The organism is Microbacterium sp. STRO-2N (assembly GCF_057747775.1).
The window spans coordinates 2,997,185-3,022,320 of sequence record NZ_CM173223.1; the positions used below are offsets into that span (position 1 = coordinate 2,997,185).

The 25,136-nt window shown below is 71.3% G+C and carries 17 protein-coding genes; 7 read left to right on the forward strand and 10 right to left on the reverse strand.

Going from position 1 to position 25,136, the window contains the following annotated elements:
• Nucleotides 1–290: 290 nt before the first annotated feature.
• The 4 genes from AC3ANN_RS13930 to AC3ANN_RS13945 all read right to left on the reverse strand — a co-directional run bounded on the left by AC3ANN_RS13930 (nucleotide 291) and on the right by AC3ANN_RS13945 (nucleotide 3,769).
• Nucleotides 291–1,178, reverse strand: a complete 888-nt coding sequence (locus tag AC3ANN_RS13930) for a type IV toxin-antitoxin system AbiEi family antitoxin domain-containing protein (protein ID WP_488337977.1) — start codon at nucleotides 1,176–1,178, stop codon at nucleotides 291–293.
• A 295-nt stretch (nucleotides 1,179–1,473) separates the two neighbouring features.
• A complete protein-coding gene (locus AC3ANN_RS13935; RefSeq protein WP_488337978.1) occupies nucleotides 1,474–2,130 on the reverse strand; it encodes a spermidine/putrescine ABC transporter substrate-binding protein in 657 nt (218 codons plus the stop codon).
• Nucleotides 2,131–2,177: 47 nt separating this feature from the next.
• Entirely contained in the window at nucleotides 2,178–2,753 is a 576-nt protein-coding gene (locus AC3ANN_RS13940; protein ID WP_488337979.1) for a hypothetical protein, read from the reverse strand.
• Nucleotides 2,750–3,769: an ABC transporter gene (locus tag AC3ANN_RS13945; RefSeq protein WP_488337980.1), complete on the reverse strand. Its 1,020-nt coding sequence runs from the start codon at nucleotides 3,767–3,769 to the stop codon at nucleotides 2,750–2,752. Before AC3ANN_RS13945 ends, AC3ANN_RS13940 begins: the two co-directional genes overlap by 4 nt.
• A gap of 148 nt (nucleotides 3,770–3,917) precedes the next feature.
• Here AC3ANN_RS13945 and AC3ANN_RS13950 point away from each other — a divergent pair, with 148 nt between their 5' ends.
• Nucleotides 3,918–4,508 carry a hypothetical protein gene (locus AC3ANN_RS13950; protein ID WP_488337981.1) on the forward strand — a complete coding sequence of 197 codons (591 nt, stop codon included), beginning with the start codon at nucleotides 3,918–3,920 and terminating at the stop codon, nucleotides 4,506–4,508.
• Between the two features lie 5 nt (nucleotides 4,509–4,513).
• Here the strand turns inward: AC3ANN_RS13950 and AC3ANN_RS13955 are convergent, their stop codons facing one another.
• Nucleotides 4,514–5,128: a hypothetical protein gene (locus AC3ANN_RS13955; protein WP_488337982.1), complete on the reverse strand. Its 615-nt coding sequence runs from the start codon at nucleotides 5,126–5,128 to the stop codon at nucleotides 4,514–4,516.
• A gap of 272 nt (nucleotides 5,129–5,400) precedes the next feature.
• Between AC3ANN_RS13955 and AC3ANN_RS13960 the strand changes: the two genes are divergently transcribed.
• The 3 genes from AC3ANN_RS13960 to AC3ANN_RS13970 are packed head-to-tail and all read left to right on the forward strand — an operon-like array spanning nucleotide 5,401 to nucleotide 7,261.
• Nucleotides 5,401–6,258 carry a hypothetical protein gene (locus AC3ANN_RS13960; protein WP_488337983.1) on the forward strand — a complete coding sequence of 286 codons (858 nt, stop codon included), beginning with the start codon at nucleotides 5,401–5,403 and terminating at the stop codon, nucleotides 6,256–6,258.
• Complete coding sequence (locus AC3ANN_RS13965) at nucleotides 6,255–6,674, forward strand: phage holin family protein (protein WP_488337984.1); 420 nt, start codon at nucleotides 6,255–6,257, stop codon at nucleotides 6,672–6,674. Before AC3ANN_RS13960 ends, AC3ANN_RS13965 begins: the two co-directional genes overlap by 4 nt.
• Nucleotides 6,671–7,261, forward strand: coding sequence for a DUF3618 domain-containing protein (locus AC3ANN_RS13970; protein ID WP_488337985.1), 591 nt, complete (start codon nucleotides 6,671–6,673; stop codon nucleotides 7,259–7,261). Before AC3ANN_RS13965 ends, AC3ANN_RS13970 begins: the two co-directional genes overlap by 4 nt.
• Before the next feature lie 69 nt (nucleotides 7,262–7,330).
• On the opposite strand, the gene rpoC is transcribed toward AC3ANN_RS13970, so the two are convergent.
• The 3 genes from rpoC to AC3ANN_RS13985 form a co-directional block, all read right to left on the reverse strand.
• Complete coding sequence (gene rpoC, locus AC3ANN_RS13975) at nucleotides 7,331–11,203, reverse strand: DNA-directed RNA polymerase subunit beta' (protein ID WP_488337986.1); 3,873 nt, start codon at nucleotides 11,201–11,203, stop codon at nucleotides 7,331–7,333.
• 40 nt (nucleotides 11,204–11,243) lie between these two features.
• The gene (rpoB, locus tag AC3ANN_RS13980; RefSeq protein WP_488337987.1) at nucleotides 11,244–14,744 is read right to left on the reverse strand and encodes a DNA-directed RNA polymerase subunit beta; all 3,501 of its coding nucleotides are present in this window, start codon (nucleotides 14,742–14,744) and stop codon (nucleotides 11,244–11,246) included.
• Nucleotides 14,745–15,043: 299 nt separating this feature from the next.
• Nucleotides 15,044–15,388: a hypothetical protein gene (locus tag AC3ANN_RS13985; protein ID WP_488337988.1), complete on the reverse strand. Its 345-nt coding sequence runs from the start codon at nucleotides 15,386–15,388 to the stop codon at nucleotides 15,044–15,046.
• A 182-nt stretch (nucleotides 15,389–15,570) separates the two neighbouring features.
• Here AC3ANN_RS13985 and AC3ANN_RS13990 point away from each other — a divergent pair, with 182 nt between their 5' ends.
• From AC3ANN_RS13990 to AC3ANN_RS14000, 3 genes are all read left to right on the forward strand, one after another.
• A complete protein-coding gene (locus AC3ANN_RS13990) occupies nucleotides 15,571–18,201 on the forward strand; it encodes an ATP-binding protein (protein ID WP_488337989.1) in 2,631 nt (876 codons plus the stop codon).
• Between the two features lie 162 nt (nucleotides 18,202–18,363).
• Entirely contained in the window at nucleotides 18,364–20,469 is a 2,106-nt protein-coding gene (locus AC3ANN_RS13995) for a DUF7363 domain-containing protein (protein ID WP_488337990.1), read from the forward strand.
• Between the two features lie 35 nt (nucleotides 20,470–20,504).
• Nucleotides 20,505–22,703, forward strand: a complete 2,199-nt coding sequence (locus tag AC3ANN_RS14000) for a caspase family protein (RefSeq protein ID WP_488337991.1) — start codon at nucleotides 20,505–20,507, stop codon at nucleotides 22,701–22,703.
• Nucleotides 22,704–22,722: 19 nt separating this feature from the next.
• Here the strand turns inward: AC3ANN_RS14000 and AC3ANN_RS14005 are convergent, their stop codons facing one another.
• Nucleotides 22,723–24,309 carry a 5-oxoprolinase subunit B/C family protein gene (locus AC3ANN_RS14005; RefSeq protein WP_488337992.1) on the reverse strand — a complete coding sequence of 529 codons (1,587 nt, stop codon included), beginning with the start codon at nucleotides 24,307–24,309 and terminating at the stop codon, nucleotides 22,723–22,725.
• On the reverse strand, nucleotides 24,303–25,058 hold the full coding sequence (locus AC3ANN_RS14010; protein WP_488337993.1) for a LamB/YcsF family protein: 756 nt from the start codon (nucleotides 25,056–25,058) through the stop codon (nucleotides 24,303–24,305). The genes AC3ANN_RS14005 and AC3ANN_RS14010 overlap by 7 nt, the downstream gene beginning before the upstream one ends.
• Nucleotides 25,059–25,136: the final 78 nt, after the last annotated feature.

The following is a 25,136-nucleotide window of genomic DNA, read 5'->3' on the forward strand; positions in this document are numbered from 1 at the left end:
CTCACCTCCCCGCGGGCTGGAATGCCATGGACGACGCATGCCGCGGAGCGGCAGCAAACCTCGCCATGCTAACAAAGCCACCTGCGAGTCCCCGCCAGCGCCCCCTCTGTTGCGAAAACACCAGTCCGTCACGGCAACGCGCCGTGCCGAGGCATCCGTCACCGGCGCGTCACCGTCGTCGACTGGTGTTTTCGCGCCCGGGACGCCGGAGGCGGGTGAGGGATGCCGGGCCCCCGAGTCCGAGCAGCGTCGGGCGACGGTGCGAACGGGGGCGCCCCGCTGCAGTCACGTCACCAGGTGAGACCAGCGATGCTCCGGTGAAGACCGCGGCGCACGGCGGCGAGGATCGCGTCCTCGACGAGATCCCAGTCGTGGATGATCAGCGCATAGTCCAGCCGAAGCGTCACGAACCCCAGGGCCATGGCAACGGCGTCCCGCACACGATCGCGGTGTCGCGCAGGTCCGTCGTGAGAGTCGCCATCGGCCTCGATGATCAGGCAGTCGCCGAGGACGAAGTCCACCCTGCCGACACCCGGGATCCTGACCTGGCTCGCGAGCGCGATGCCATGCCGATGGAGGCGGAGGCGGAGCAAGGACTCGAGACCGCTGTCGGCGTCGGTGCGCGCGAAGTCGACCAGCCAGCGCGAGTCCACGGGCACGAGGCGGCGGAGCCACTCCCGGGAGGAGGGGACGACGAGCCGGTGCCGGAGGGCGGACTCAAGCGCGGCGAAGAAGACCTCATGGCCTTTGCACCGAAGGATCTGGAGCACGCACTGGATGACGCCCACCCGATCCAGAGTGGGATCGTCCACGGGAATGTCGCGGTGGAACACGCAGCACGAGTCGTCTTCGATGTCGGGATCGATCAGCAGGCGCGTCGGATGGTGCCCCGGGCGCACCCAGGTGTGCACCCGCTCATCCGAGTTCGCGTCGAGGATCCACAGCCCCATCTCGCGCCCCGCGCTCACACACGCCGCCCGCCCCCGATGACTCAGAGCCTCGACGACCGCGCGCGAGGTTTCGGGAAGCGCGTAAACGCCCTTGCGCGGTCGAAGCATCCGCCCCTCGCGAACAGCATGGGTGAGATCGGTGCGGCTCACGCCTCGCGTGACCAGCTGCGACGTCCGCGCCGTGCCGCCCAGGCGGCGGACGGCGTCGACCGCGGATTCGACAGACATGGCCACGAGCCTGCTCGCCTGCACGTTCTGAGATCGCCGACTGCGCACGCTCTGTGGAGAGTCCCCGTCGTCGGCGGCCTGTGGAGGAGCCAGGGCGCATGGCAGTGGAGTAGTCGGCTGTCCGTGTCCGATCGGGATCGGCGACCCGGCGCCCCGGTGGCGCGAAAACACCAGTCCGTCACGGCAACACGCCGTGCCGAGGCATCCGCCACCGGCGCGTCATCGTCGTCGACTGGTGTTTTCGCATCCCGGGAGGGCGGAGGCGGGTGACGGATGCCGCGAACGGGGGTGGCGGTCAGTCGTTGCGGGGGTCGTGGGGGTCGAAGGGGGCGTCGAGGGACTTCGTGAGGTCGGCGAGCATCGCCTCGATCTGAGGCTCCACGAACTCGGCGATCGCGGCCTGGATCCGCAGGCGGTGGTGCAGCAGGATCGTGCACACCTCTCGGCCGACCATGTTGGCGTAGTCGTCGGCGAGGCCGACCTCCTGCCGCAGCGCCGCCTTGGCCTCCTCGGTCAGCGGCGGCAGGTCGGGCACATCGGCATCCGACTGCTCGGCGAGGCCCGCGATCGTGAAGAGGAACGGCGCGCCGGGCACCGGATCGGGGTCGAGCGGGAGGCCCTCGAACTCGGGGTCGAGTCCTTCCGTGGGGCGATAGCTGCGCGCATGGTTGCGTGCGGCCTGCTGGTCGAGCTCGGCCTGAAGCATCGGGAGGTTGAGGGCCGTGTACTCGGCGACCGCGCGGTCGACGATGGTCTTGATGCGCGTCGAGAGCCCGTGCTGCACGCCGTGCGGCACGTCGGCGCCGAGACCTGCGGCCGACAGCACCGGCGACCCGAAGCAGCGGCGGCAGGGCGCGGTGCGTCCGCGATGCGTGGACGGCTCCCACCGCGGCAGCCACACGAGCCAGGCGTCCACCGCCTGGCTGACCTGGGTCTCGAGCGACCGCTCCACGGGCTCAACGGTAGTACGGGCCGGCGCCCGGCGCCCGGTTTCGCGCGTCACTCGTCGAACTCGTCCTCCCACGGCCAGCGCGGCCGGTGCGCGCGCGTGCGCACGAGAGCGATCCCCGCCCAGGCGCACACGAAGGCCGCCGCCGCGATCACCAGCCCGAACCACGACGTCGCGAGGCGTCCCACGACTCCCCCGGCGACCCCCGGCCCGGCGCCCGAGAAGACCGCCCCCAGCCACACTCCGGCGAGGTACGCGACGAAGCACGCGGCCGTCGTCCACGCCGCACCCCAGAACGACGGATGCCTCGGCCCGGCCGCACCGGGGCCGCCCCGAGGCGCGCCCGGCGCGGATTCTGCCGTCTCACCCGGTGCAGCGGCATCCGTCGCCCCCGCCCCGCGGATCGAGGCCCACAGCCCGCCAGCGAACGCGAGTGTCGCGAGCACCATGCCGGCGATCCCGGGGACCTGGCCGAGCCCTGGCGTGGCGATGACGTCCTGACTCGCGACCAGGCTCGTCATGCCGAGTCCGAAGATCGCCAGCGCAACGAACCCGACCGTGGCGAACGCGAGCGCCGTGACGGGGCGGACCGGACCGCCCTCGCGTCCCGGCGCCCCGCTCGTCATGGCCGGACGATCTGCGGCCCGGCCTCGAGCGTGCGCTCGTACTCTCGCTGCGCCTCGACGTTGAGCTCGGTGACGCGCTTGCCGCGCGCCGCCGCCCACGCACCGAACCAGATGGTCAGCTCGCGGCCGATGACGAATGCTGCGAACGCCATGGGCGTGAGCAGCTCGGCGCCGACCAGCTCCTGACCCTGGCTGAGCGTGAGCTCCCAGAACGGCGCCTGGAACAGCGCACCGAGGAGGTGGCCGCCGTACGCGGCGAATCCGACGAGCAGGCCGAACACCACCCACGCACCCCACCGCCCGCGGTTGATGATGGCGCCGAGCAGCCAGAACGCGACGAAGAAGACGATGACCGGAACCCACAGCGACCACGTCGCGAGGTACTCGAGGGCCACCGTGCCGACGTTGTCGGCGCTCACGTCGCCGCGGATCGCGCCGACGCCGAGCCACACGGCGAAGTACAGGATCGCGAACGACAGCGCTGCGAGCAGTCCGATGGCGCCCGCCGCGGCGCGATTGCCGCGCGGCCGGGGCGCCTCCGGCGCCTGCACGAAGATCGGCTGCGGAGCCGCCGAATACGCGGAGTCCGCGACGGGCTCACTGGGCGTCACGACCGGAGCCGCCACGACCGTCGGCGAGTCGTCGGCGGGCGTGTAGACCGCGGTGTCGGCGGCAGAGGAGCGGTAGTCGAGGGATGCCGCCTCCGGCGTGTCCCACGGGTCGGGCTCGGCGGGAGCCGGGGCGGGCGGCTCGGGCTCGGAGGCGCTGCCGGCACGCTCGGCGGCGCCCTGGTCGGACGCGGGCGCGGCGGCGGGCTCGGACACCGGCTCGGCGGCGACCGGCACGGAGGACGCCGCGGCGTCGGCCGAGGCATCCGTCTGCTCCGGACCGGGTGCGACCGCGTCGCGGCGGGCGGCCTCCGCCTCGGCGAGGCCCTCGTTGGCGCGACCGACGACATCGTCGACGTCGCCGGGCTCCTCGACGGGCTCGCCGTAAGACGACTTGGGGTCACTCATCGCAGGCACTCCTCACGCGGGCTTGTTTCCCGCAGTGCGAGAGTAGTCCCCGCTCGGGCGTCCGCCGCGGAGGCGTGCCGGGGGAATCCGCGACGTCCGGCGGCGCGGTGCGCACGGACGCGTCGACGGATGCCTCTACTCTGGGCCCATGTCACACCGAGCGACACGGGGCGCCGGCGTGGGGGCTCTCCTTCTCGCCGTCGCACTGCTCGCAGCCTGCGCCCCCGAGCCGGCTCCCACGGACTCCACGCCCACGGCGTCCGGTTCGGCGTCGTCACCCGAGAGCAGTGCGACTCCGACGCCCACACCGTCGGCGACTGCTCACGCGGAGATCCCCGACGACTGCCGCGGGATGCTCACGGCGGCGGTGCTCGCCGAGCTCGACGGAGTGCCGCTCAACGACCCCGCATTCGGACCGTCGGGGCCGCAGGACGACGGCAGTCTCATCTGCGCCTGGGGCGACCCTGCGGCCGACACCACGAAGCTCGTCACGACGATCTCCGCCGTCTCGCGCGGCCCCGCCCTCGACATGCTCAACGCGCTCGTCGCCGACGAGGGATTCACGTGCTACACCCCCGACGGCGGCACGCGCTGCGAGAAGACCTGGCCGAACGAGGTCTATCCGGTCACAGACGGACGCACGCTGTTCTGGCGCGACGACATCCTCATCGACTCGCGCTATTCGAACCTCGCACCGAGCGGGTACACCGCGGCGATCGTCGCGAGCGTCTTCGGCTAGGCCGTTCACCGGAAGACGTTGCGCTCGAGACGCGCGCCGTAGTCCTCGGGATGCCACCGCGTCTCGGCACTCACGAGCCACAGCCCGTCGCGCAGCGTGTGCTCCTCGAGCAGACCGGCCTCGGTGCGCGCGCACGCCAGAGCACCGCCGGAGGCGCTGCACGAGAACCCCTGCCCCGTGAGCGCCGCCTCGGCGATCGAGCCGGCATCGGCGTCCACGCGCGAGAGCGTCGTGACGATTCCGCCCTCGGACGAATGCCACTCGCACGTGATCACGACCTCCGGAGTCACCGCATCGGCGAACGAGGTCGCCTGCGTGGCCGGCGCCGCCGTGGTCTGGCTGAGCCGCGAGCCGGCGCGCCACGTGAGCTCGTTCCACAGGTCGTCGGGGTAGAGGTTCCGGCAGTCGATCTGTGCGCCCTCCGCCGCCTGCCGCGCGATCGAGGCCTCCGGTGTCGGCTCCGGCGGAGCCGCCGACGCTCGCCGCAGCGTGTCGCCGATCCACGCGGCCGTCACCGGCACCATCGGCAGCGCGAGATACGCGAGCCCCGCGACGATCGCGGCGCACACGACGCCAGCAGGCACGGCGATCCACGAGTTCCGACCGCCGACGCGCGCCATGGGCCCCCACCTCCGCCTACACGGTAAGCCGCGATCACGATGGCTTCGGTACGGCGCGCAGCGCACCGGCAGGATGCCTCGCCCCGAGGCATCCGCCATCCTCCCGTCGACCGGCCGCCGCGTGCGGAACGGGCGCACAGAATACCCGGTCGCCCTCGCAATGGCGACCCCCTTCGGCCGCATCCCGGCACAACGCATCGTGGTTCGCCACAGGGGCGACGGCGGGACCGGAACACCGGACCGCGGACCGCTGATGAGAGTGGAGGATGAGCATGTCTTCAGAGGGAATGGGGCAGCGCACCGACGCCGCCGCGAGCGGCGAGGATCTCAAGGAGCGCACCATCGAGACGGTCGCGGAGGTCGACGCGGCCGCCATGCACGTCGCCGGAGTGGCCGGCGACGAAGCGGGGCACGTGGCGCACGAGGCCAAGCGGGCGGCACGCGGCTTCCTCGACGAGACGCGAACGCAGGTGACCGAGCAGGCGTCGACGCAGCAGCGCCGCGCGGCCGAAGCGCTGCGGTCCGCGGGTGACGAGCTGAGCGAGATGGCGAGCGCCTCGCCGGCGGACGGCATGGCGACGGGGCTCGTGCGCGGACTGGGTCGCCAGTCGCGCGATGTCGCGTCGTGGCTGGAGCAGCGGGAGCCCGCCGACCTGGTGCAGGAGGTCCGCGGGTTCGCCCGCCGTCACACCGGCGTGTTCATCGTCGCTGCCGTCGGCCTCGGCATCGTGGCCGGGCGCCTCACGCGCGCCCTGATGGCCGAGCGCGACGGTGGCGCGGACGGTCGTGTGACCGCGGCGCGCCCGGCGACACCCGTCGGAGCATCCAGCGGGACGGGAGCGAGTCCGAGCACCGGCACCGGCGCGGGATACGGCTCATCGGGCGGGGGCTACGGCGCGACGGCCGGCGCGTACGGCGCGACGCCCGGAGGCGGCGAGGGGATGACGGCATCCGGCGTCGGCGAGGGGGTCCCCGGAGCGGGCGTCCGCAGCGGCGACACCCCGATCGCGGATTCGCTGGCCGGCGAGCCGGCCGAGCCCGGGTCGACCGAGCCCGGGGCGACCGGCGCCACCGGCAGCGGAGGTGGCGGCCAGGACGAATGGTCGCCGAGCGGTGAGGCACGACCATGACCGACATGCCGACGCCATCGCAGGAGAAGGCGGCCACGACATCGCTCGGCGAACTCGTCGGAGAGGTGTCGCGCGACCTGTCGGAGCTGATGCGCAAGGAGCTCGAGCTCGCCAAGGCGGAGCTCGCCGACTCCGCAAAGCGCAGCGGCTTGGGCGCAGGGCTGCTCGGCGGCGCCGGCTACGCCGCCATGATGACGCTGCTGTTCCTGTCGATCGCCCTCTGGTGGGCGCTGGGACTGCTCGTCGGCGGCGGGTGGTCGGGCGTCATCGTCGCCGCCATCTGGGCGATCGTGGCCGTAGTGCTGTACGCCGTCGGCATGGGACGCATCCGCTCCGTGCGCGGCGCACCGCAGACCGTCGAGACGGTGAAGGAAATTCCCGAAGCGTTCAAGAGGAACGAGGAGAACCGATCATGAGCACCCCCGACCAGATCCGCGCCGACATCGAGGTGACGCGAGGAGAACTCGGCCGAGACGTCGACGCGCTCGCCGACAAGGTCACGCCCGACAAGATCATGGAACGCCAGAAGACGCGCATGCGCCGCGCGTTCGAAGACGTCAAGGAGCGTGTCATGGGCGTCGCGGAGGACGTCGGTCACGCCGCGTCCGACACCGTCGACAGCGCCGGCCGGAGCATGGCCGAGATGCCGAAGCGGGCTGCACGCACCGCGCAGGGCGCGCCCATCGCCGTCGGGCTCGTCGCCTTCGGCCTCGGCTGGCTCGCGGCTTCCTTCGCTGCGCCCACCCCGGCCGAGCGCCGCCTCGCGAACTCGCTGCGCGAGACGGCCGCGCCGCTCGTGGACTCCGCCACCCAAGCCGCGAAGGATGTCGCCGCCGGGCTCGAGCAGCCCGCACGCGATGCCGTCGAGCAGGTCAAGGAGGAGGCCATGGACGCCGCCGAGCGGGTCAAGGACGAGACGCGCGACACCGCCGACCGCGTGAAGCAGAACGTCGCCCCCGGCAGCGGCGACGACGACACCGGGATGTCGCAGCCGGCCGGCTGAGGCATCCGTCGACACGAACGAAGGGCCCCGGCGAACCGGGGCCCTTCGCTCTGCTGATCTCGCTCGAGATCAGTTGTAGTCGGTGGTGAAACCGTCCGTGGAGAAGCTGTCGAAGTCGACGTAGCTCAGGTCGGCGTCGGTGTACGCGCCGTCCGAGGCGAAGATGCGGTTCGGGTACCGCTCGCTCTTGGCCTCCTCCGTCGCCTCGACCGTGACGTTGCGGTACTTCGCAAGACCGGTTCCGGCGGGGATGAGCTTTCCGATGATGACGTTCTCCTTGAGGCCGACGAGCGGGTCGCTCTTGCCCTCCATGGCCGCCTGCGTGAGGACGCGGGTGGTCTCCTGGAACGACGCGGCCGACAGCCACGACTCGGTCGCGAGCGACGCCTTCGTGATACCCATGAGCTCCGGACGACCCGACGCGGGGCGCTTGCCCTCGGCCACGGCCTCGCGATTCATGTTCTGGTAGCGCTTGAAGTCCACCAGCTCACCCGGGAGCAGCGTGGTCTCGCCGTGGTCGACCACGGTGACCTTGCGCAGCATCTGACGGACGATGACCTCGATGTGCTTGTCGTGGATCGGCACACCCTGCGAGCGGTACACGCCCTGGACGCCGTTGACGAGGTACTTCTGCACCTCACGGGCACCCTGCACGCGCATGACCTCCTTGGGGTCGAGCGTGCCGACCTGCAGCGGCTGACCCACGGTGACGTGCTGTCCGTCCTCGACCAGGAGCGTCGCGCGCTTCAGGACCGGGTAGACGTGCGGCTCGTCGCCGTTGTCGGGCGTGAGGATGACCTTCTTCGACTTCTCGGTCTCGTCGATCGTGATGCGGCCGTCGGCCTCGGCGATCGGCGACGCGCCCTTGGGGGTGCGGGCCTCGAACAGCTCCTGCACGCGGGGAAGACCCTGCGTGATGTCGTCGGCCGACGCCGAGCCACCGGTGTGGAAGGTACGCATCGTCAGCTGCGTGCCGGGCTCACCGATCGACTGGGCCGCGATGATGCCGACCGCCTCGCCGATGTCGACGATCTTGCCCGTTGCCAGCGAACGGCCGTAGCACTTGGCGCAGACGCCGACGGCCGAGTCGCACGTGAGCACCGAGCGGACCTTGATCGACTCGACACCCGCCTCGACGAGCTTGTCGATGAGGACGTCGCCGACGTCGTCACCGGCCGCCGCGACGACCTCGCCGTTCGGAGCGGTCACATCCGCCGCGAGCGTGCGGGCGAAGACCGAGTTCTCGACGTTCGCGTCGCGCACCAGGGCACCGTCGGCACCCGGAGCGGCGATCGTGAACTCGAGGCCCTTGGTCGTGCCGCAGTCCTCCTCGCGGATGATGACATCCTGCGAGACGTCCACGAGACGACGCGTGAGGTAGCCCGAGTCGGCCGTACGGAGAGCCGTGTCGGCCAGACCCTTTCGGGCACCGTGCGTCGCGATGAAGTACTCCGCCACCGACAGGCCCTCGCGGTACGACGAGATGATCGGGCGCGGGATGATCTCACCCTTCGGGTTGTTCACCAGGCCTCGCATGCCCGCGATGTTGCGGATCTGCAGCCAGTTACCACGCGCACCCGACGACACCATGCGGTTGATGGTGTTGTCCGCCGGGAAGTTGTCGCGCATCGCCTTCTGGACCTCGTCGGTCGCCTCGGTCCAGATCTTGATGAGCTCCTGGCGACGCTCGGCGTCGGTCGTGAGACCCTTCTCGAACTGCGCCTGCACCTTCGCGGCCTGCTTCTCGTAGCCCGCGACGATCTCGCCCTTGTTGGGGGGCGTGAGGATGTCGCTGAGCGCCACCGTGACACCCGAGCGGGTGGCCCAGTAGAAGCCGGCGTCCTTGATGCGGTCGAGGGATGCCGCGACCTCCACCTTCGGGTACTCCTCGGCGAGCTTGTTCACGATCTGCGACAGCTTGCCCTTGTCGGCCTGCTCGCGCACGAACGGGTAGCCCTTGGGGAGCGTGTCGTTGAAGATCGCCTGGCCGAGCGACGCGTCCACGAGACCGTGACGCTCATAGCCCTCGGGGGCTTCGCCCTCGAGGAACGTGAGACCCGGGATGCGGATGCGGACCTTCGCCTGCAGGTCGAGGGTCCCCTCGTCCTTGGCCAGGATCGCCTCGCCGACCGAGCCGAACACGCGGCCCTCTCCGGCTGCGCCCTCCCGGACCGTGGTCAGGTGGTGCAGACCGATGATCATGTCCTGCGAGGGCAGGGTCACCGGGCGGCCGTCCGACGGCTTCAGGATGTTGTTCGAGGCGAGCATCAGGATGCGGGCCTCGGCCTGGGCCTCGACCGACAGCGGAAGGTGCACGGCCATCTGGTCACCGTCGAAGTCCGCGTTGAACGCGGCGCAGACGAGCGGGTGGAGCTGGATGGCCTTGCCCTCGACGAGCTGCGGCTCGAACGCCTGGATGCCCAGGCGGTGCAGCGTGGGCGCGCGGTTGAGCAGCACCGGACGCTCGCGGATGATCTCTTCGAGCACGTCCCACACCTCGGGGCGGGTGCGCTCGACGGCGCGCTTGGCGGCCTTGATGTTCTGCGAGTGACCGAGGTCGATCAGGCGCTTGATGACGAACGGCTTGAACAGCTCGAGCGCCATCTGCTTGGGCAGACCGCACTGGTGGAGCTTCAGCTGCGGGCCCACGATGATGACCGAACGGCCCGAGTAGTCCACGCGCTTGCCGAGCAGGTTCTGGCGGAACCGGCCCTGCTTGCCCTTGAGCATGTCGGACAGCGACTTCAGCGCACGGTTGCCGGTGCCCGTGACGGGACGACCGCGGCGGCCGTTGTCGAACAGCGCGTCGACGGCCTCCTGCAGCATGCGCTTCTCGTTGTTGACGATGATTTCAGGCGCGCCGAGGTCGATCAGGCGGCGGAGTCGGTTGTTGCGGTTGATCACCCGGCGGTACAGGTCGTTCAGGTCGGAGGTCGCGAAGCGGCCACCGTCCAGCTGCACCATGGGGCGCAGCTCCGGCGGGATCACCGGCACGACGTCGAGCACCATCGAGGCCGGGCTCATGCCGGTCGCGAGGAACGAGTTGACGACCTTCAGGCGCTTGATCGCACGGATCTTGCGCTGGCCCTTGCCCTCCGAGATCTGCAGGTGGAGGCTGTCGGCCTCGGCCTGCAGGTCGAAGGCCTGGAGACGGCGCTGGATCGACTCCGCACCCATGTAGGCCTCGAAGTACTGACCGAAGCGGTCCTGCAGCTCGTGGAAGATCTCGTCCTCGCCCTTGAGCTGGCCGACCTCGAGCGTCCGGAAGTCCTCCCACACGCGCTCCAGGCGGGCGATCTGGTCGTCCGCGTTCTTGCGGATCGAGGCCATCTCCTTCTCGGCGGCGTCCTTGACCTTCTTCTTCTGGTCGGCCTTGGCGCCCTCCGCCTCCAGTGCGGCGAGCTCCTCCTCCAGCTTCTGCAGGCGGGTCGCCACGCGCGCGTCGCGGCGGTCGGCGAGCGTCTTCAGCTCGAGGCGGATGTTGTTCTCCTGCGTGGCGAGGTCGCGGTGGCGCGCATCCTCGTCGACCGAGATCACCATGTAGGCGGCGAAGTAGATGACCTTCTCGAGGTCCTTCGGCGCCATGTCGAGCAGGTACCCGAGGCGCGAGGGCACGCCCTTGAAGTACCAGATGTGGGTCACCGGCGCGGCGAGCTCGATGTGGCCCATGCGCTCACGGCGGACGGAGGACTTGGTGACCTCCACGCCGCAGCGCTCGCAGACGATGCCCTTGAAGCGGACTCGCTTGTACTTGCCGCAGGCGCACTCCCAGTCGCGGGAGGGCCCGAAGATCTGCTCGCCGAACAGACCGTCCTTCTCGGGCTTCAGCGTGCGGTAGTTGATCGTCTCGGGCTTCTTGACCTCACCGTAGGACCAGCGACGGATGTCGTCGGCGGTGGCCAGGCCGATGCGAAGCTCATCGAAAGTTGTTGCGTCGAGCACTAGTTCTCCTGTGTCGGAATTCTTGCGTTGCCTGGCCGGATCAGATCTCGTCGATGGACGAGGACTCGAAACGGCTGGAGATGTTGATGCCGAGCTCCTCGGCGGCGCGGAAGGCCTCGTCGTCGGTGTCGCGGAGGTTGACCGCCGTGCCGTCGGCCGAGAGCACCTCGACGTTCAGGCAGAGCGACTGCATCTCCTTCATGAGCACCTTGAACGACTCGGGGATGCCCGGCTCCTGGATGTTCTCGCCCTTGACGATCGCCTCGTACACCTTGACGCGGCCGAGGATGTCGTCGGACTTGATCGTGAGGAGCTCCTGCAGCGCGTACGCGGCGCCGTAGGCCTCGAGGGCCCACACCTCCATCTCACCGAAGCGCTGACCGCCGAACTGCGCCTTACCACCGAGCGGCTGCTGGGTGATCATCGAGTACGGACCCGTCGAGCGCGCGTGGATCTTGTCGTCCACGAGGTGGTGCAGCTTCAGGATGTACATGTAGCCGACCGAGATCGGAGCCGGGAACGGCTCGCCGGAGCGACCATCGAACAGCTGCGTCTTGCCCGACGAGTCGATCAGGCGGTCGCCGTCGCGCGTGGGGAGCGTCGAGTCGAGCAGACCCGCGATCTCCTCCTCGAACGCACCGTCGAACACCGGCGTGGCGACCTTGGTGCCGGGGGCGGCCTCACGGGCCTCCTCGGGCAGGCGCGCGGCCCACTCGGGGTTGCCCTCGACCTTCCAGCCCTGCTTCGCGACCCATCCGAGGTGGGTCTCGAGCACCTGGCCGAAGTTCATGCGGCCGGGGATGCCGAGCGGGTTGAGGATCACGTCGACGGGCGTGCCGTCCGCGAGGAACGGCATGTCCTCGACGGGGAGGATCTTCGCGATGACGCCCTTGTTGCCGTGGCGGCCGGCGAGCTTGTCGCCCTCGGTGATCTTGCGCTTCTGCGCGATGTAGACCACGACGCGGCGGTTGACGCCCGAGCCGAGCTCGTCGTCGCCGTCCTCGGCGTTGAACTCCTTCACCGCGATGATCGTGCCCTGCTCACCGTGGGGCACCTTCAGCGACGTGTCACGCACCTCGCGGCTCTTCTCGTTGAAGATCGCGCGGAGCAGGCGCTCCTCGGCCGACAGCTCGGTCTCGCCCTTCGGCGTGACCTTGCCGACCAGGATGTCGCCGGGGCGCACCTCGGCGCCGATGCGGATGATGCCGCGCTCGTCGAGGTCCTTCAGGAGGTCCGGGCTCACGTTCGGCAGGTCGCGCGTGATCTCCTCCTTGCCGAGCTTCGTGTCGCGGGCGTCCACCTCGTACTCCTCGATGTGGATCGAGGAGAGGGTGTCGTCCTTCACGAGGTCCTGGCTGAGGATGATCGCGTCCTCGAAGTTGTGACCCTCCCAGGTCATGAACGCCACGAGGAGGTTCTTGCCGAGGGCGAGCTCGCCGTTCTCCGTCGCGGGGCCGTCGGCGATGACCTCGCCGACCTCGACGCGGTCGCCGGCCGAGACCACGACGCGCTGGTTGTAGCTCGTGCCCTGGTTGGAGCGGTCGAACTTGCGCAGGAAGTAGTCCTGCGTGCCGCCCTCGTCGAGCTGCACCGTGACCACGTCGGCCGAGACCTCGACGACCACACCGGCCTTGTCGGCGGTGACGACGTCACCGGCGTCGATCGCGGCGAAGCCCTCCATGCCCGTGCCGACCACCGGCGACTCCGAGCGGAGCAGCGGAACCGCCTGGCGCTGCATGTTGGCGCCCATGAGCGCGCGGTTGGCGTCGTCGTGCTCGAGGAACGGGATGAGCGAGGTCGCGACCGACACCATCTGGCGCGGCGAGACGTCCATGTAGCCGATCTCGTCGGCGTGGAACAGGTCGACCTCGCCGCCCTGGCCGCGGCGGGCGAGCACGCGGTCCTGCGCGAACGAGCCGTCGGCCTTCAGCTCGACACCGGCCTGCGCGACGATGTAGTCGCTCTCCTCGGAGGCGGTCAGGTAGTCGATCTGGTCGGTGACCTTGCCGCTGACGACCTTGCGGTACGGCGTCTCGATGAAGCCGAACGCGTTGATACGCGCGAACGACGCGAGCGAGCCGATCAGGCCGATGTTCGGGCCTTCCGGGGTCTCGATCGGGCACATGCGGCCGTAGTGCGACGGGTGGACGTCACGGACCTCGACGCCTGCGCGCTCACGCGACAGGCCGCCGGGGCCGAGCGCCGACAGGCGGCGCTTGTGGGTCAGGCCCGCGAGCGGGTTGTTCTGATCCATGAACTGCGACAGCTGCGACGTTCCGAAGAACTCCTTGATCGCGGCGACGACGGGGCGCACGTTGATCAGGGTCTGCGGCGTGATCGCCTCGATGTCCTGCGTGGTCATGCGCTCGCGGACGACGCGCTCCATGCGCGACAGACCCGTGCGGACCTGGTTCTGGATGAGCTCGCCGACCGCGCGGATGCGGCGGTTGCCGAAGTTGTCGATGTCGTCGATGTCGAGACGGATCTCGACCTGCTTGCCGCCGCGCACGCCCTCGAACGTGACGTCGCCGCGGTGCAGGCGCACCAGGTACTTGATGGTCGCGACGATGTCGTCGACGGTGAGCACCGAGTCCGACAGCGGCTTGTCGAGACCGAGCTTGTGGTTGATCTTGTACCGGCCGACCTTGGCGAGGTCGTAGCGCTTCGGGTTGAAGTAGAAGTTGTCGAGGAGGGCGCGAGCGGCCTCGGCGGCCACCTGCTCGCCCGGACGGAGCTTCCGGTAGATGTCGCGGAGCGCGTCCTCCTTGGTGAGGATCGTGTCCTTCGACAGGGTCTCTTCGATGGACTCGAAGCCGGCGAACTCGGCGAGGATCTCCTCCGAGGTCAGGCCAAGGGCCTTGAGGAACACGGTGACCGACTGCTTGCGCTTGCGGTCGATGCGCACGCCGACCTGGTCGCGCTTGTCGATCTCGAACTCGAGCCACGCACCGCGCGAGGGGATGACGCGTGCCGACACGATGTCCTTGTCGGACGTCTTGTCGGGGGTCTTGTCGAAGTACACGCCGGGCGAGCGGACCAGCTGCGACACGACGACGCGCTCGGTGCCGTTGATGATGAACGTGCCCTTGTCGGTCTGGAGCGGGAAGTCGCCCATGAAGACCGTCTGGGTCTTGATCTCACCGGTCTGGTGGTTCATGAACTCGGCCTCGACGTAGAGCGGGGCGGCGTAGGTCTTGCCGCGCTCCTTGCACTCCTCGATGGAGTACTTCTCAGGCTCGAGGTAGGGGTTCGTGAACGAGAGCTGCATGGTCTCGCTCAGGTCCTCGATCGGCGAGATCTCCTCGAAGATCTCCTCGAGGCCGCTGATCTCGGGCACGTCGGTGCGGCCGGCGGCCTTCGCCTCGGCGACGCGCGCCTTCCAGGCCTCGTTGCCGACCAGCCAGTCGAACGACTCGGTCTGCAGCGCGAGAAGGTCGGGGACCGTCAGCGTGTCGGAGATCTTGGCGAACGAGAGGCGGGATGCTCCGCGTCCGCTCTTAGGGGTGGTGGTGGGGTTGGATGCGTTGCGCGCAGCAGCCAAGGGGATTACCTCCGTGGGCCCCGTCAGGGGCTCGTTTCCTTGTCGTCAGGTGGAGTGCTCCGGTCCCCGAAAGCCCGTGCGTCGCACACCGCAAACCGAGCGGGGGCACACAGGCACAGCCGACCACCATATGAGGGCAGGGGGAATCCAAGAGCGCAAAGACCCACTATATGCCAGAAGACGCGCCGTGTCCACCTGGATTCTTGAAAACTTCCGGATGCTGCGGTATAAGCCACCGGCGCGGCTCATGCCGCCCACCCCGGCGCAGGTTCACGAGGGGCGGGCGGCGATCGGGTGCGCTATTCCTCGTGGACCACGTTGCCGCGGCACGCGTCGCCGGGGCTCGGCACGAAGTCCTTCGCGCCGGAGCTCACGAAGGCGCCGTAGCTCTGCACGCCGTGGTAGCGGTCCTCGCCCCCCGGGCTCTGATTCCCGCGCTCCCCCGCCCAGTCGTCGTCGAAGCCAGGAGGGTTGCCCTCCCCTGCGTCGGCGACATCGAGGCCCGAGAAGTGGCACGCCGAATGCGGTGTGCCGCTGTTCTCGTTCGGGTCTCCGTTGCCCCTCGTCTCGCCGGCCATCGCGGCTCCGCCGCTGCCGAGCACGAGCGCCACGGCCACCGCCGCGCACGCCAATGTCTTCTTCATCGCGTATCCCTCCCCAGAGAAGACGCCCGGCGCGGCCCCCCAGCAGGTCGAGCGGGCGACGACCACAGCGGCGCCGCCGCGCGGCACGATACTCCTGCGCGGTCTCCGCCGGAAGAGCATCCGTCGCAGCCGCAACGCGACACCCGTGGCGCAACCGCACCGTCCGGGTCCATGATGTGCACATGACTGGGGAGGAACACCCCGTCATCCGCACGCCAGATCAGCGGATCCGGGTGTTCGTGAGTTCGACCCTTCGCGAGCTCGCAGAGGAACGGCAGGCTGTGCGCCGAGCCGTGGAGCGGCTGCGCCTTGCGCCGGTCATGTTCGAGCTCGGGGCGCGTCCGCATCCGCCGCGCGACCTGTACCGCTCGTACCTCGCGCAGAGCGATGTCTTCGTCGGCATCTACGGGGCCAGTTACGGCTGGGTCGCCCCCGGCGAGGAGGTGTCCGGCCTCGAGGACGAGTACAACCTCGCGCCCCGCGGCATGCCCCGGCTCATCTACGTGAAGGACGCGGATGGGCGCGACGGGCGCCTCTCCCAGCTGATCGCGCGGATCCAGGCCGATGACACCGCGGCCTATCTGCGCTTCACGACGGCGGACGAGCTCGAAGATCAGGTGGCCGGCGACCTCGCGATGCTGCTGGCCGAGCGATTCGACGAGTCCCGCGCCCCCGACGCGTCTTCCGAAGACTCCGGGCCCACCCTCGTCGGCCGTGTGCCCGTCCCGTACACGAAGACGATCGGCCGGGAAGCAGACATCGACGCGGTTCGGACGCTCCTCGCTCGCGGCACCGATCGCGTGGTGAGCCTCATCGGTCCCGGAGGGATCGGCAAGAGCCGCCTCGCGATCGAGACGGCGCTCGCGTGCGAGGACCTGTTCCCCGACGGCGTGTACTTCGTCCTGCTGGAGGGCGTGCTCGAGCCGGGACTGCTCCTGCCGACGATCGCCTACTATCTCGGCATCCGCGACAACGGCGAGGCCGCCATCGAAGAGCGCATCGCGCACGCGCTGGAGGATCGCCGGGTGCTGATCGTGCTCGACAATTTCGAGCAGATCGTGGATGCCGCACCCGTGCTGGTGCGGCTGTACTCGGTCGCGCCGAAGGCGACGTTCCTCGTGACGAGCCGCATCGTGCTGCACATCCGCGGCGAGCGCGTGTACGACGTCCCGGCGCTCACGACCCCGCCCGGCGACGCGCCCGCGAGCCTCGATCGCACCACCCGGTCGGCGGCCGTGGCGCTGTTCGTGGATCGCGCGCAGGCCGTCGACCCCCGGTTCGATGTCACCCGTGACAACGCCGGCGCCCTCGCCGACATCTGCCGGACGCTCGACGGACTGCCCCTGGCCATCGAGCTGGCCGCGGCGAAGGTGCGGCTGCTCAGTCCGGGAGAGATCGCCGAGCGGCTGGTGAACAGCCTGCCGCTGCTGACAGCGGCGGTGCGCGACCTCCCCGAGCGCCACCGCACGATGCGGGCCACGATCGACTGGAGCGTGAGCCTCCTGCCCGAGGCGCAGCGCGACCTCCTCGAGGACCTCGGGGTGTTCGCGACGCGCTTCACACTCGACGCCGTCGAGGCGATGGGCGCGGGTCGCTCGTGGGACGGTCAGGCGATCGACGCGCTCGCGGCACTCGTGGACGGCTCGCTGGTGAAGCAGGCGGAGATCGGCGGGCGGCGCGTGTTCTCGCTGCTGTCGATCGTGCGCGAGTACGCGCTCGGGCGGCTGAAGGAGCGCGGCGACGCGGACTCCGTCCGGGTGGCGCACGCCGACCACTACCGCGGGCTCGTGCGCCGCGTCGCGCCCGACCTCGGTGGGCCGGGTCAGGTCGAGGCGGTCGCCCGGCTCGGGCTCGACCTTCCCAACCTCCGTGCGGCGGTGCGGCATCTGATCTACACAGGTCGCCTCGACGAGGCCGGCGACTTCGCGTGGAGCCTCCTCATCTACTGGTGGATCTCGGGCTTCTTCGCCGAGGTGCGGCTGTGGATGCTCGAGCTCCTCGAGAAGCAGCACGAGCATCCGATCACCCCGCACACGCGCGCGATCGCGTGGTTCTTCGCGCTGTGGGGCGAGATGTGGCAGCGCCCCAGCGAGCAGGTCGTGGCGGGGCTCGGCGAGTGCGTGCGGCTGTTCGCCGAGAGCGGCGACGCGGACGCCGCGGCCATGGCGCTGGCGGCGCGCGCGACGGCGCGCGTGCAGCTGTCGGACCCCGATGCCGACAAGGCCGAGGCGGAGCTGCGGGAGGCCGTGATGCGGCTGCGCGAGCTCGGCAACGGCTGGGCCGAGGCGATCACCGAGGTCTCGCTGGGGCGTCTGGCGTGGGTGCGAGGCGCAACGGACGATGCGCTCGCGCACTTCGATCGCGCGACGACGGTGGCCGAGTCGGGTGGCGATCTGTTCACCACGTCGGTCGCCGGCAATCTGCGCTCGCGCCTGAACTTCCAGCTCGGACGCATCGAGGAGTCGGCGGAGGAGTTCGTGCACACGCTGCTGCTGTCGATCCGTCTCCACTACGACGAAGGCGTCGCGTACGGGCTCGAGGGCGTGTGCGCCGTCGCCGCCGCCCATGGCGAGGCGTGGCGCGCGGCTGCTCTCGCGGTGGCGGCCGGCGAGATCCGCCGGCGCATCGGGATCTTCGACGTCGAGGCGTTCACCGTCCACACGCCGTACCTCGAGATCCTGCGAGGGCGCGATCCGGCGAGCGTCGCCGCCGGCGAGGCTGCGGGCGCCGATCTCACGATGGCCGAGGCGCTGCAGCTGGCGCTTTCGGAGGAGGAGTTCGCCGGCGTGGCGGAGGTCGTGCGCACCTGGTAGCCACGCGGCGGACGTGGCGCAACCGTGCCGGACGGGTCCATGATGTGCACGTATCAGCGGGCGCGACCGGTCGCTCTCGGGCAGGGAAGGCGTGCCCGCGCATCGAGCCACGGACCTCCGGGCTGGGGCCGGGCTCGCGGGCGGGGTGAACGGGGAGTCGGGATGGATGGCGTTCCAGACGTGCCGCATGGCGTCGTCGAGATCGTCGGCGCCGGCATCGATGCGCGGGTCGATCCCGCGTCGGAGTCCCTGCCGAACGCGGAGGGCGTGAGGCTCCTCGCGGATGCGGTCGTCGAGTCTGAGCACGGCGGCGTCGCGACGATCCGCGTGGCCGGGGCCGCGGGTGAGCACTTCGCGGCGATCGTGAGCCGCGACGACAGCACCGAGTTCGTCCGCCTCGTGGGGGACGGCACGGGCCACTCGGCCCACGTCCGCGTCGCTGCGGGTGAGCGGGTGCACGTGACGGTCGTCGCGAGCGACTCATGGGCAGGTCTCGACCGGCTCGAGCGCGAGGTCTCGCAGGGCGGCATGGGTGCCGGGGGCGAGGAGGCGGGCGAAGACGGCGGGGTGCCGGAGACCGCGCCGGCTCCGCCGCCACCCGAACCGGCGCCACCGCCGCCTGCGCCGGTCCCGCCGCCCCCGACGCTGGAACCTCCGCAACCGCCTCCGCCCGCTCCGACACCTCCCGAGGTCGGCCCCGAGGAGGAGACCGCGCCGGAGCACGAGACGGCACCCACGCCCGCACACGTCGATGCCGAGATGCCGGCCCGCGCGGAGCAGGGGCAGGAGGTCACGGTGCGGGTGCGGCTGTCGCGCGACCCGCTCGCCCCCACGCCCGGCGCCTCTCACGACGACGCCGTGATCGCGATCGACGCCGCGCGGCCGGTCACGATCACGGTCATGCCCCGAGGTCTGCGCTTCCGCCGCGGGGCTCGCGCCACGCGCACACTGCGGCTGCCCGCCTCCGGGCGGCCGCCGGCACTCGCGGAGTTCCGCCTGGTCGCGGTCGACGCCGGGCGTGTCGAGGTGTCGGTGATCGTACGGCAGGAGCCGATCGAGCTGCCGCTGGCGACGCTGCGGCTCACCGCGGAGGTCGTCCGGCCCGGCGTGGCCGACGCCGATCCCGGTCCGCGGAGCGCGCGTGCCACGGTCTCGGGCCGATCCGCCGAGCTCGCAGAGCTTCCCACGATCCGCGTGGACGAGTCGATCGCAGGCGGACGCTCGACGCTGCGGATCGCGGCGTCGATCGGCGGCGAGCGCGCAGAGCACACCGCGGTCCTCGGCAGCAAGTCGCGCTTCGTCGACCTTCTCTACGGCAAGGTGCGCGGCATCCGTCAGCATCTCGACGGCTTCCCCGACGACGAACGCGCGAAGGCGGCCGAGTCGGAGCTGGCGGAGCACGGCAGCTGGCTGGCCAGGAGGATCCTCGGGCCGGACGTGCGCGCACTGCTGCTGCGTCACCGCGCCGAGCTGGACGGTCTGATCGTGCAGACGTCGGCCGAGGTCGACCTGCCGTGGGAGATCATGTGCCTCGCGGCGCCGGGAGCGGCCTCCCGGGCCTTGTTCCTCGGCGACGGCGGCCTCGTGAGGTTCGTGTACGACACCGCACGACCCCAGCGGATCCCCATCTCTCCCGACCGAGTGCTCACCGTCTCGCCCGACTACGCCGAGGAGGGGCTGCGGCTCGCCCGCACCGCGGAAGTGGTCGCTGCGCTGCGCTCGCGCTTCGGCGGGATCACACCCGCACCCGAGGACCGTGCGCAGCTGAGCGCGAGCATCGCCGCCGGGTTCGACCTGCTGCACTTCGCGGGCCACGGACGCTGGCGCCCCAGCGACCCCGCCTGCCAGGAGCTGCTGCTCGCGGCCTTCGCCGAGCCGGTGGCGCCCGACGGCTCCAGCTACGCCGAGACCGACGCCCGCGCCGATCTGCCCGACCGGGTGATCGCGGATGCCGACACGCCGGGCCCGTTCGTGTTCCTCAGCGCGTGCGACGTCGGCCGGCTCCAGTCCGGGCCCACCGGCCTCGGCGGGTTCGCCGAGGCGTTCCTGCGCGGCGGCGTGGCCGCGTTCGTCGGCTGCAGCTGGGCGGTGCGCGACGACGTCGCGTCGCGCTTCGTCGCCGAGCTCTACCGCGCGCTCTTCGACGACGGCCTTCCGCTCGCGGAGGCGACACGCCTGGCGCGAGCAGCGTGCCGCGACGCGGGCGACCTCAGCGCCTACGCGTTCGCCGTGTTCGCCGATCCCCGCGCGCGACTGAGCACCACGTGACCCAGACCACCACTCCACGACCGATGGGAGCCGACATGGCCACCACCTCACGCACCCGCGCCGCTGCGCCGGCGAAGCCCGACGCCACACCCGCTCCCGGCGCCGATGCCGGGGCAGCGCGTGGCGGGCTCACGCCCGCACAGCTCGCGGCGCTGCGCCCGCACGTCATCGCCACCCAGGACGGTGAGCTGGCGGACTCCCCCACCGCGCGCCCGAAGGACGCGGAGCAGTTCGCGACGACGGCCGCCGACATCCGCCGCATCTTCTCGAAGGACCTTCCGGCGTTCCTCGCGGCGCATCCGGAGGCGCCGGTGCCGATCGTGATCTACGCGCATGGCGGACTCGTCGACAGGGCCGCCGGCCTCGCCACCGCCCACGCCCAGGTCGACTGGTGGAAGCAGAACGGCGTCTACCCGATCCACATGGTGTGGGAGAGCGGTCTGTTCACGGCGCTCGCCGACGTCCTCCTGCGCCGAAAGCCCGGCAAGCGCGGATTCACCGACTACACCGACGGCGTGATCGAGGCCACCGCACGACTGCTGGGCGGGGTCCAGGTGTGGGGCGACATGAAGCTCGACGCCGCGGCAGGTTCGCTCGACGGCGGCGGGGCGTCGGTGCTCGCCGACGAGCTGGCGGCCTTCGTCGCCGCGCACGGCGACGAGGTGACCGTCCACGCCGTCGGGCACAGCGCCGGCTCGATCTTCCACTCCCACTTCGTGCCGCGGGCGCTCGCCGCGGGCGTGCCCAGATTCGACACGGTGTCGCTGCTCGCCCCGGCCGTGCGCGTCGACACGTTCGAGCAGACGCTCCTCCAGGCCGCCGAAGACGATCGGATCGGCGAGCTGTCGGTGTTCACGATGACCGATGCCAAGGAGCGCGCCGACAACTGCTTCACCCTCTACCGCAAGTCGCTGCTGTACCTCGTCTCACGAGCGTTCGAGCCGGAGCGCGACGCCGGGATCATCGGCATGGAGAAGTATCTGCGCGGCAGCCGGCGCACCGTCGACTACCTCAGCGCGCACGCCGACCGGCTCGTGCTGAGCCCGGTCGCCGGGCCCGCGCGCCGCAGCAGCGGTGCGACCACTCACGGCGGCTTCGACAACGACCCCGCCACGATGACCGCCGTCGCACTGCGGGTGACCGGTAGCGACACGGTCACGCCCTTCCCGGCGCGACCCCGAGAGGTCGAGATGCCGCCCCTCCCGGTGGACACCGGCGGCGACGGCTCTCGCGGCACGGCACCGGCCAAGCGGGCGCTCTGCATCGGCGTGAACGCGTACGAGGAGCCGGGCGACGTGCTGCAGGGCTGCGTCGCCGACGCGACCGCGTGGTCCGCGGCGCTCGGCGCGGCCGGGTTCAGCACCGAGGTGATCCTCGACGCGGACGCCACGCGCACCGGCATCCTGAGCGCGATGCTCGACATCGTCGCCGAGGCGAAGGCGGGCGACGTGGTGGCGATCCAGTACGCCGGCCACGGCACCTACGTCCCCGACCTCGACGGCGACGAGGACGCCGCGGCCGGTCCGACCGACGAGGCGCTCTGCCCTGTCGACTTCCGCCAGGGCCGGCTCATCGTCGACGACGACCTGGCGCAGATCTGGGACCTCATCCCCGAGGGCGTCGCCGTCACGCTGCTGTTCGACAGCTGCCACTCGGGCACCGCCAACCGAGGCGGACGCCCCGACCCCGCTCCGCCCGGCCCGCGCGCCCGCGCACGCCTGGTCAAGCCCGACAAGGCGCTCGAGGATGACTACGCCCGCAGCCGCGGCGTGCCCACCGGCGACGAACGACGCGAGCGGGCCCGCGAGGTCGTCCTCGCGTCGGAGCCCTCCCGCGGGCGCAACACCACGCGCAACCGCCCGACCGCGATCCGCCGCGAGGTGCTCATCAGCGCGTGCCTGCCGAACGAGGTGGCGATGGAGCGGGACGGCCAGGGCGTGTTCACCGCGGCCGCCCTGCAGGTGCTCGCGCGCGGCGAGTCGCTCACCAACCGCGCGTTCGTGGATGCCGTGATCGCCGAGCTCGGCGTGCGCACGCAGACCCCGCAGCTCACTGCCGACGACGTGCTCGCGGCGCGGCCGCTGCTCGCTCCGGCGATCGATGTCATGACCCTCGCGCCGCCGTCGGTGCCGCCGGCGAAGCGCGAGCACGGCGGAGACGGCAAGCGGACAGCGGCGATCGTCGCGATCCTGCGCGCCACCGCCGACCTGCTGGAAGAGGAGGGCATCGGCTGAGCGGGGTCCGTCCAGGCGGTCACGCGGTCGTGCGCGCGTGGCGGAACCGGATGCGCGTGCCGGGCCGGGCCTGCGCGACGAGGTCGAGTGCGGCATCCGTCACCACCGCGATGACGGGATAGCCGCCCGTGACCGGTCCGTCGGCGAGGAGGATCGTGGGCCGGCCGCTCGGCGGAACCTGCAGCGCGCCCGGGACCATGCCCTCGCTCGGCAGCTCGTCGGTGCGCAGTCGAGCGAGCTCGGGACCGTCGAGGCGCGCCCCGACGCGGTCGGCGGCGTTCGAGACGGTCCACACGGTGTCGAACAGCGTCTCGAGCGCGTGCGGGGCGAACCAGTCCGCGCGAGGTCCGGGGGCGAGCTCCAGCTCGAGCTCGTCGTCGTGGGGCGCTCCCCACGGGCTGGGCGGCGCGGCCGGGATGGGGGCTGTCGCGTCATCCCGCACGCCGACGACGTCTCCGGCCCGCAGTCGTCCGGGGCCGAGCCCGGCGAGCAGGTCGGTCGCCCGCGATCCGAGCGCCTCGGGACCGTCGAGTCCGCCTCGCACGGCGACGTACGCACGCGCGCCGTGCGCGAACCAGTCCAGGTGCAGCTCGGCGCCCGCGCGCCATCCGTGCGCCTGGTACGGGTCGACCTCGCGACCGTCGAGGCGGATCGGGCCCCACGCGCCGGTGACGGCGACCCACAGGTCGGTCTCAGCGATGGCGCGCAGCCCGCCCATCGTGACCTCGATCCCGGCGGCGCCCTCGGGGTTGCCCAGCAGCCGGTTGGCGGTGCGGAGCGCGCCGCGGTCGAGCGCTCCCGATACAGCGACGCCGACGGATGCGGCGCCCGCCCGTCCGAGATCCTGCAGGGTGGCCAGCAGCCCGGGCTCGACGATCCTGATGCCTGTCCCGTCCGCGAGACGAGGACTTCTCCCGGAACGAGGATCATGCGCGCGGGAATCTCCTCGATCCGGGATTCCGCCTCGTTCCGCGGCCCCGCCCCGCACCGGACGGAAGCGCACGCGTGTGCCGGGGGCGAGCAGGGCAGGGAATGCCGCGTCCGGGTCGAAGAGGCGGGCCCCGGTCGTGCCGATCAGGCGCCAGCCGCCCGGCGTCTCGCGCGGATACACACCCGTGAACCGTCCCGCGAGCCCCACCGAACCCGCCGGCACGCGCGTGCGCGGGGACTCCAGCCTCGGCACGTCGAACGTCCAGTCGTCGCTCACGAGGTAGCCGAAGCCCGGCGCGAACCCCGTGAACGCGACACGCCACTGCGCGGCGCTGTGACGCTCCACGAGCTCGTCGGGATCGAGCCCCAGCAGCGCCGCCGTCTCGGCGAGGTCGGCGCCGTCGTACGAGACCTCCAGCTCGACGAGCGGACCCTCGACCTCCGCACCGCGCACGGCCTCGGCGGCCGCGGCGAGCGCCCATGTGCGCGCCGCCGACACCGCGGCCCGCCGGGGATCCACGCGCACCAGCACCGTGCGCGCCGCGGGAACGAGGTCGACGACGCCGGTCGGCGGTGCCGCGGCCAGCGCGGCATGCACCGCGAGCACGTCGTCGAGGTCGCCGACCTCCAGGAGGAACGCCCGCTCCCCCATCGGCCGCACGGTGGCCGTCACCACGGCGCCCGCACCTCCACCCCGTGCTCCTCCAGCGCGGCGCGCACCGCGCGGGCCATGTCTACCGCCGCGGGCGAGTCGCCGTGCACGCACAGGGACGCCGCGTCGACCGCGACGAGCGCGCCGTCGACGGCCTCCACGACGCCGTCGTGCACGAGCCGCACCGCGCGCTCGGCCACCGCCTCCGGGTCGTCGAGCAGCGCTCCGGGCTGCGTGCGCGGCACGAGCGTCCCGTCCGCCCGGTAGCCGCGATCGAGGAACGCCTCACGCACGTACGGAAGGCCGACGGATGCCGCAGCCCGCGCCATCTGGCCGGAGAGGCCCAGCACGGGCAGGGGCCTGCCCCGTCGCGCCGAGAACGCGACGACGGCGCGGGCGACGGCATCCGCCTGCTCCGCGTCGGTGGTGACGGCGTGATACAGCGCGCCATGCGGCTTGACGTAGCGGATGTCGGCGCCCGCTGCAGCGAGCGCGTGCAGCTGCTCCTCGACGGCCATGGCGAGCAGCGCCGGGACCATGGCGACGCGCACGCGGCCGAAGTTCTTCCGGTCGGGATAGGACGGGTGCGCCCCGATAGCCACGCCGAACCTCGACGCGCGCTCGACCGCCTCACGCATCGACGCGGCGTCGCCGGCGTGGCCGCCGCACGCGACGTTCGCGCTCGAGATCACGGCGAACATCGCCTCGTCGTCGGCCGTTGGCCGGCCGTCGACCGTCTCGCCGAGGTCCGCGTTGAGGTCGATCACTGCCACGGCTTTACGGTAGCCCTGTCGCCTCGTGCGAAGAACACAGGAGATCCGTGCGCTCGAGCCTGGTTCAGGGTCGGGAGA

Bases quoted from the DNA above. Each gene is read 5' to 3' on its own strand.
- AC3ANN_RS13930 (WP_488337977.1), bottom strand. From the start codon at position 1,178: ATGTCTGTCGAATCCGCGGTCGACGCCGTCCGCCGCCTGGGCGGCACG.
- AC3ANN_RS13940 (WP_488337979.1), bottom strand. From the start codon at position 2,753: ATGACGAGCGGGGCGCCGGGACGCGAGGGCGGTCCGGTCCGCCCCGTC.
- AC3ANN_RS13945 (WP_488337980.1), bottom strand. From the start codon at position 3,769: ATGAGTGACCCCAAGTCGTCTTACGGCGAGCCCGTCGAGGAGCCCGGC.
- AC3ANN_RS13950 (WP_488337981.1), top strand. From the start codon at position 3,918: ATGTCACACCGAGCGACACGGGGCGCCGGCGTGGGGGCTCTCCTTCTC.
- AC3ANN_RS13955 (WP_488337982.1), bottom strand. From the start codon at position 5,128: ATGGCGCGCGTCGGCGGTCGGAACTCGTGGATCGCCGTGCCTGCTGGC.
- AC3ANN_RS13960 (WP_488337983.1), top strand. From the start codon at position 5,401: ATGTCTTCAGAGGGAATGGGGCAGCGCACCGACGCCGCCGCGAGCGGC.
- AC3ANN_RS13965 (WP_488337984.1), top strand. From the start codon at position 6,255: ATGACCGACATGCCGACGCCATCGCAGGAGAAGGCGGCCACGACATCG.
- AC3ANN_RS13970 (WP_488337985.1), top strand. From the start codon at position 6,671: ATGAGCACCCCCGACCAGATCCGCGCCGACATCGAGGTGACGCGAGGA.
- AC3ANN_RS13985 (WP_488337988.1), bottom strand. From the start codon at position 15,388: ATGAAGAAGACATTGGCGTGCGCGGCGGTGGCCGTGGCGCTCGTGCTC.
- AC3ANN_RS13990 (WP_488337989.1), top strand. From the start codon at position 15,571: ATGACTGGGGAGGAACACCCCGTCATCCGCACGCCAGATCAGCGGATC.
- AC3ANN_RS13995 (WP_488337990.1), top strand. From the start codon at position 18,364: ATGGATGGCGTTCCAGACGTGCCGCATGGCGTCGTCGAGATCGTCGGC.
- AC3ANN_RS14000 (WP_488337991.1), top strand. From the start codon at position 20,505: ATGGCCACCACCTCACGCACCCGCGCCGCTGCGCCGGCGAAGCCCGAC.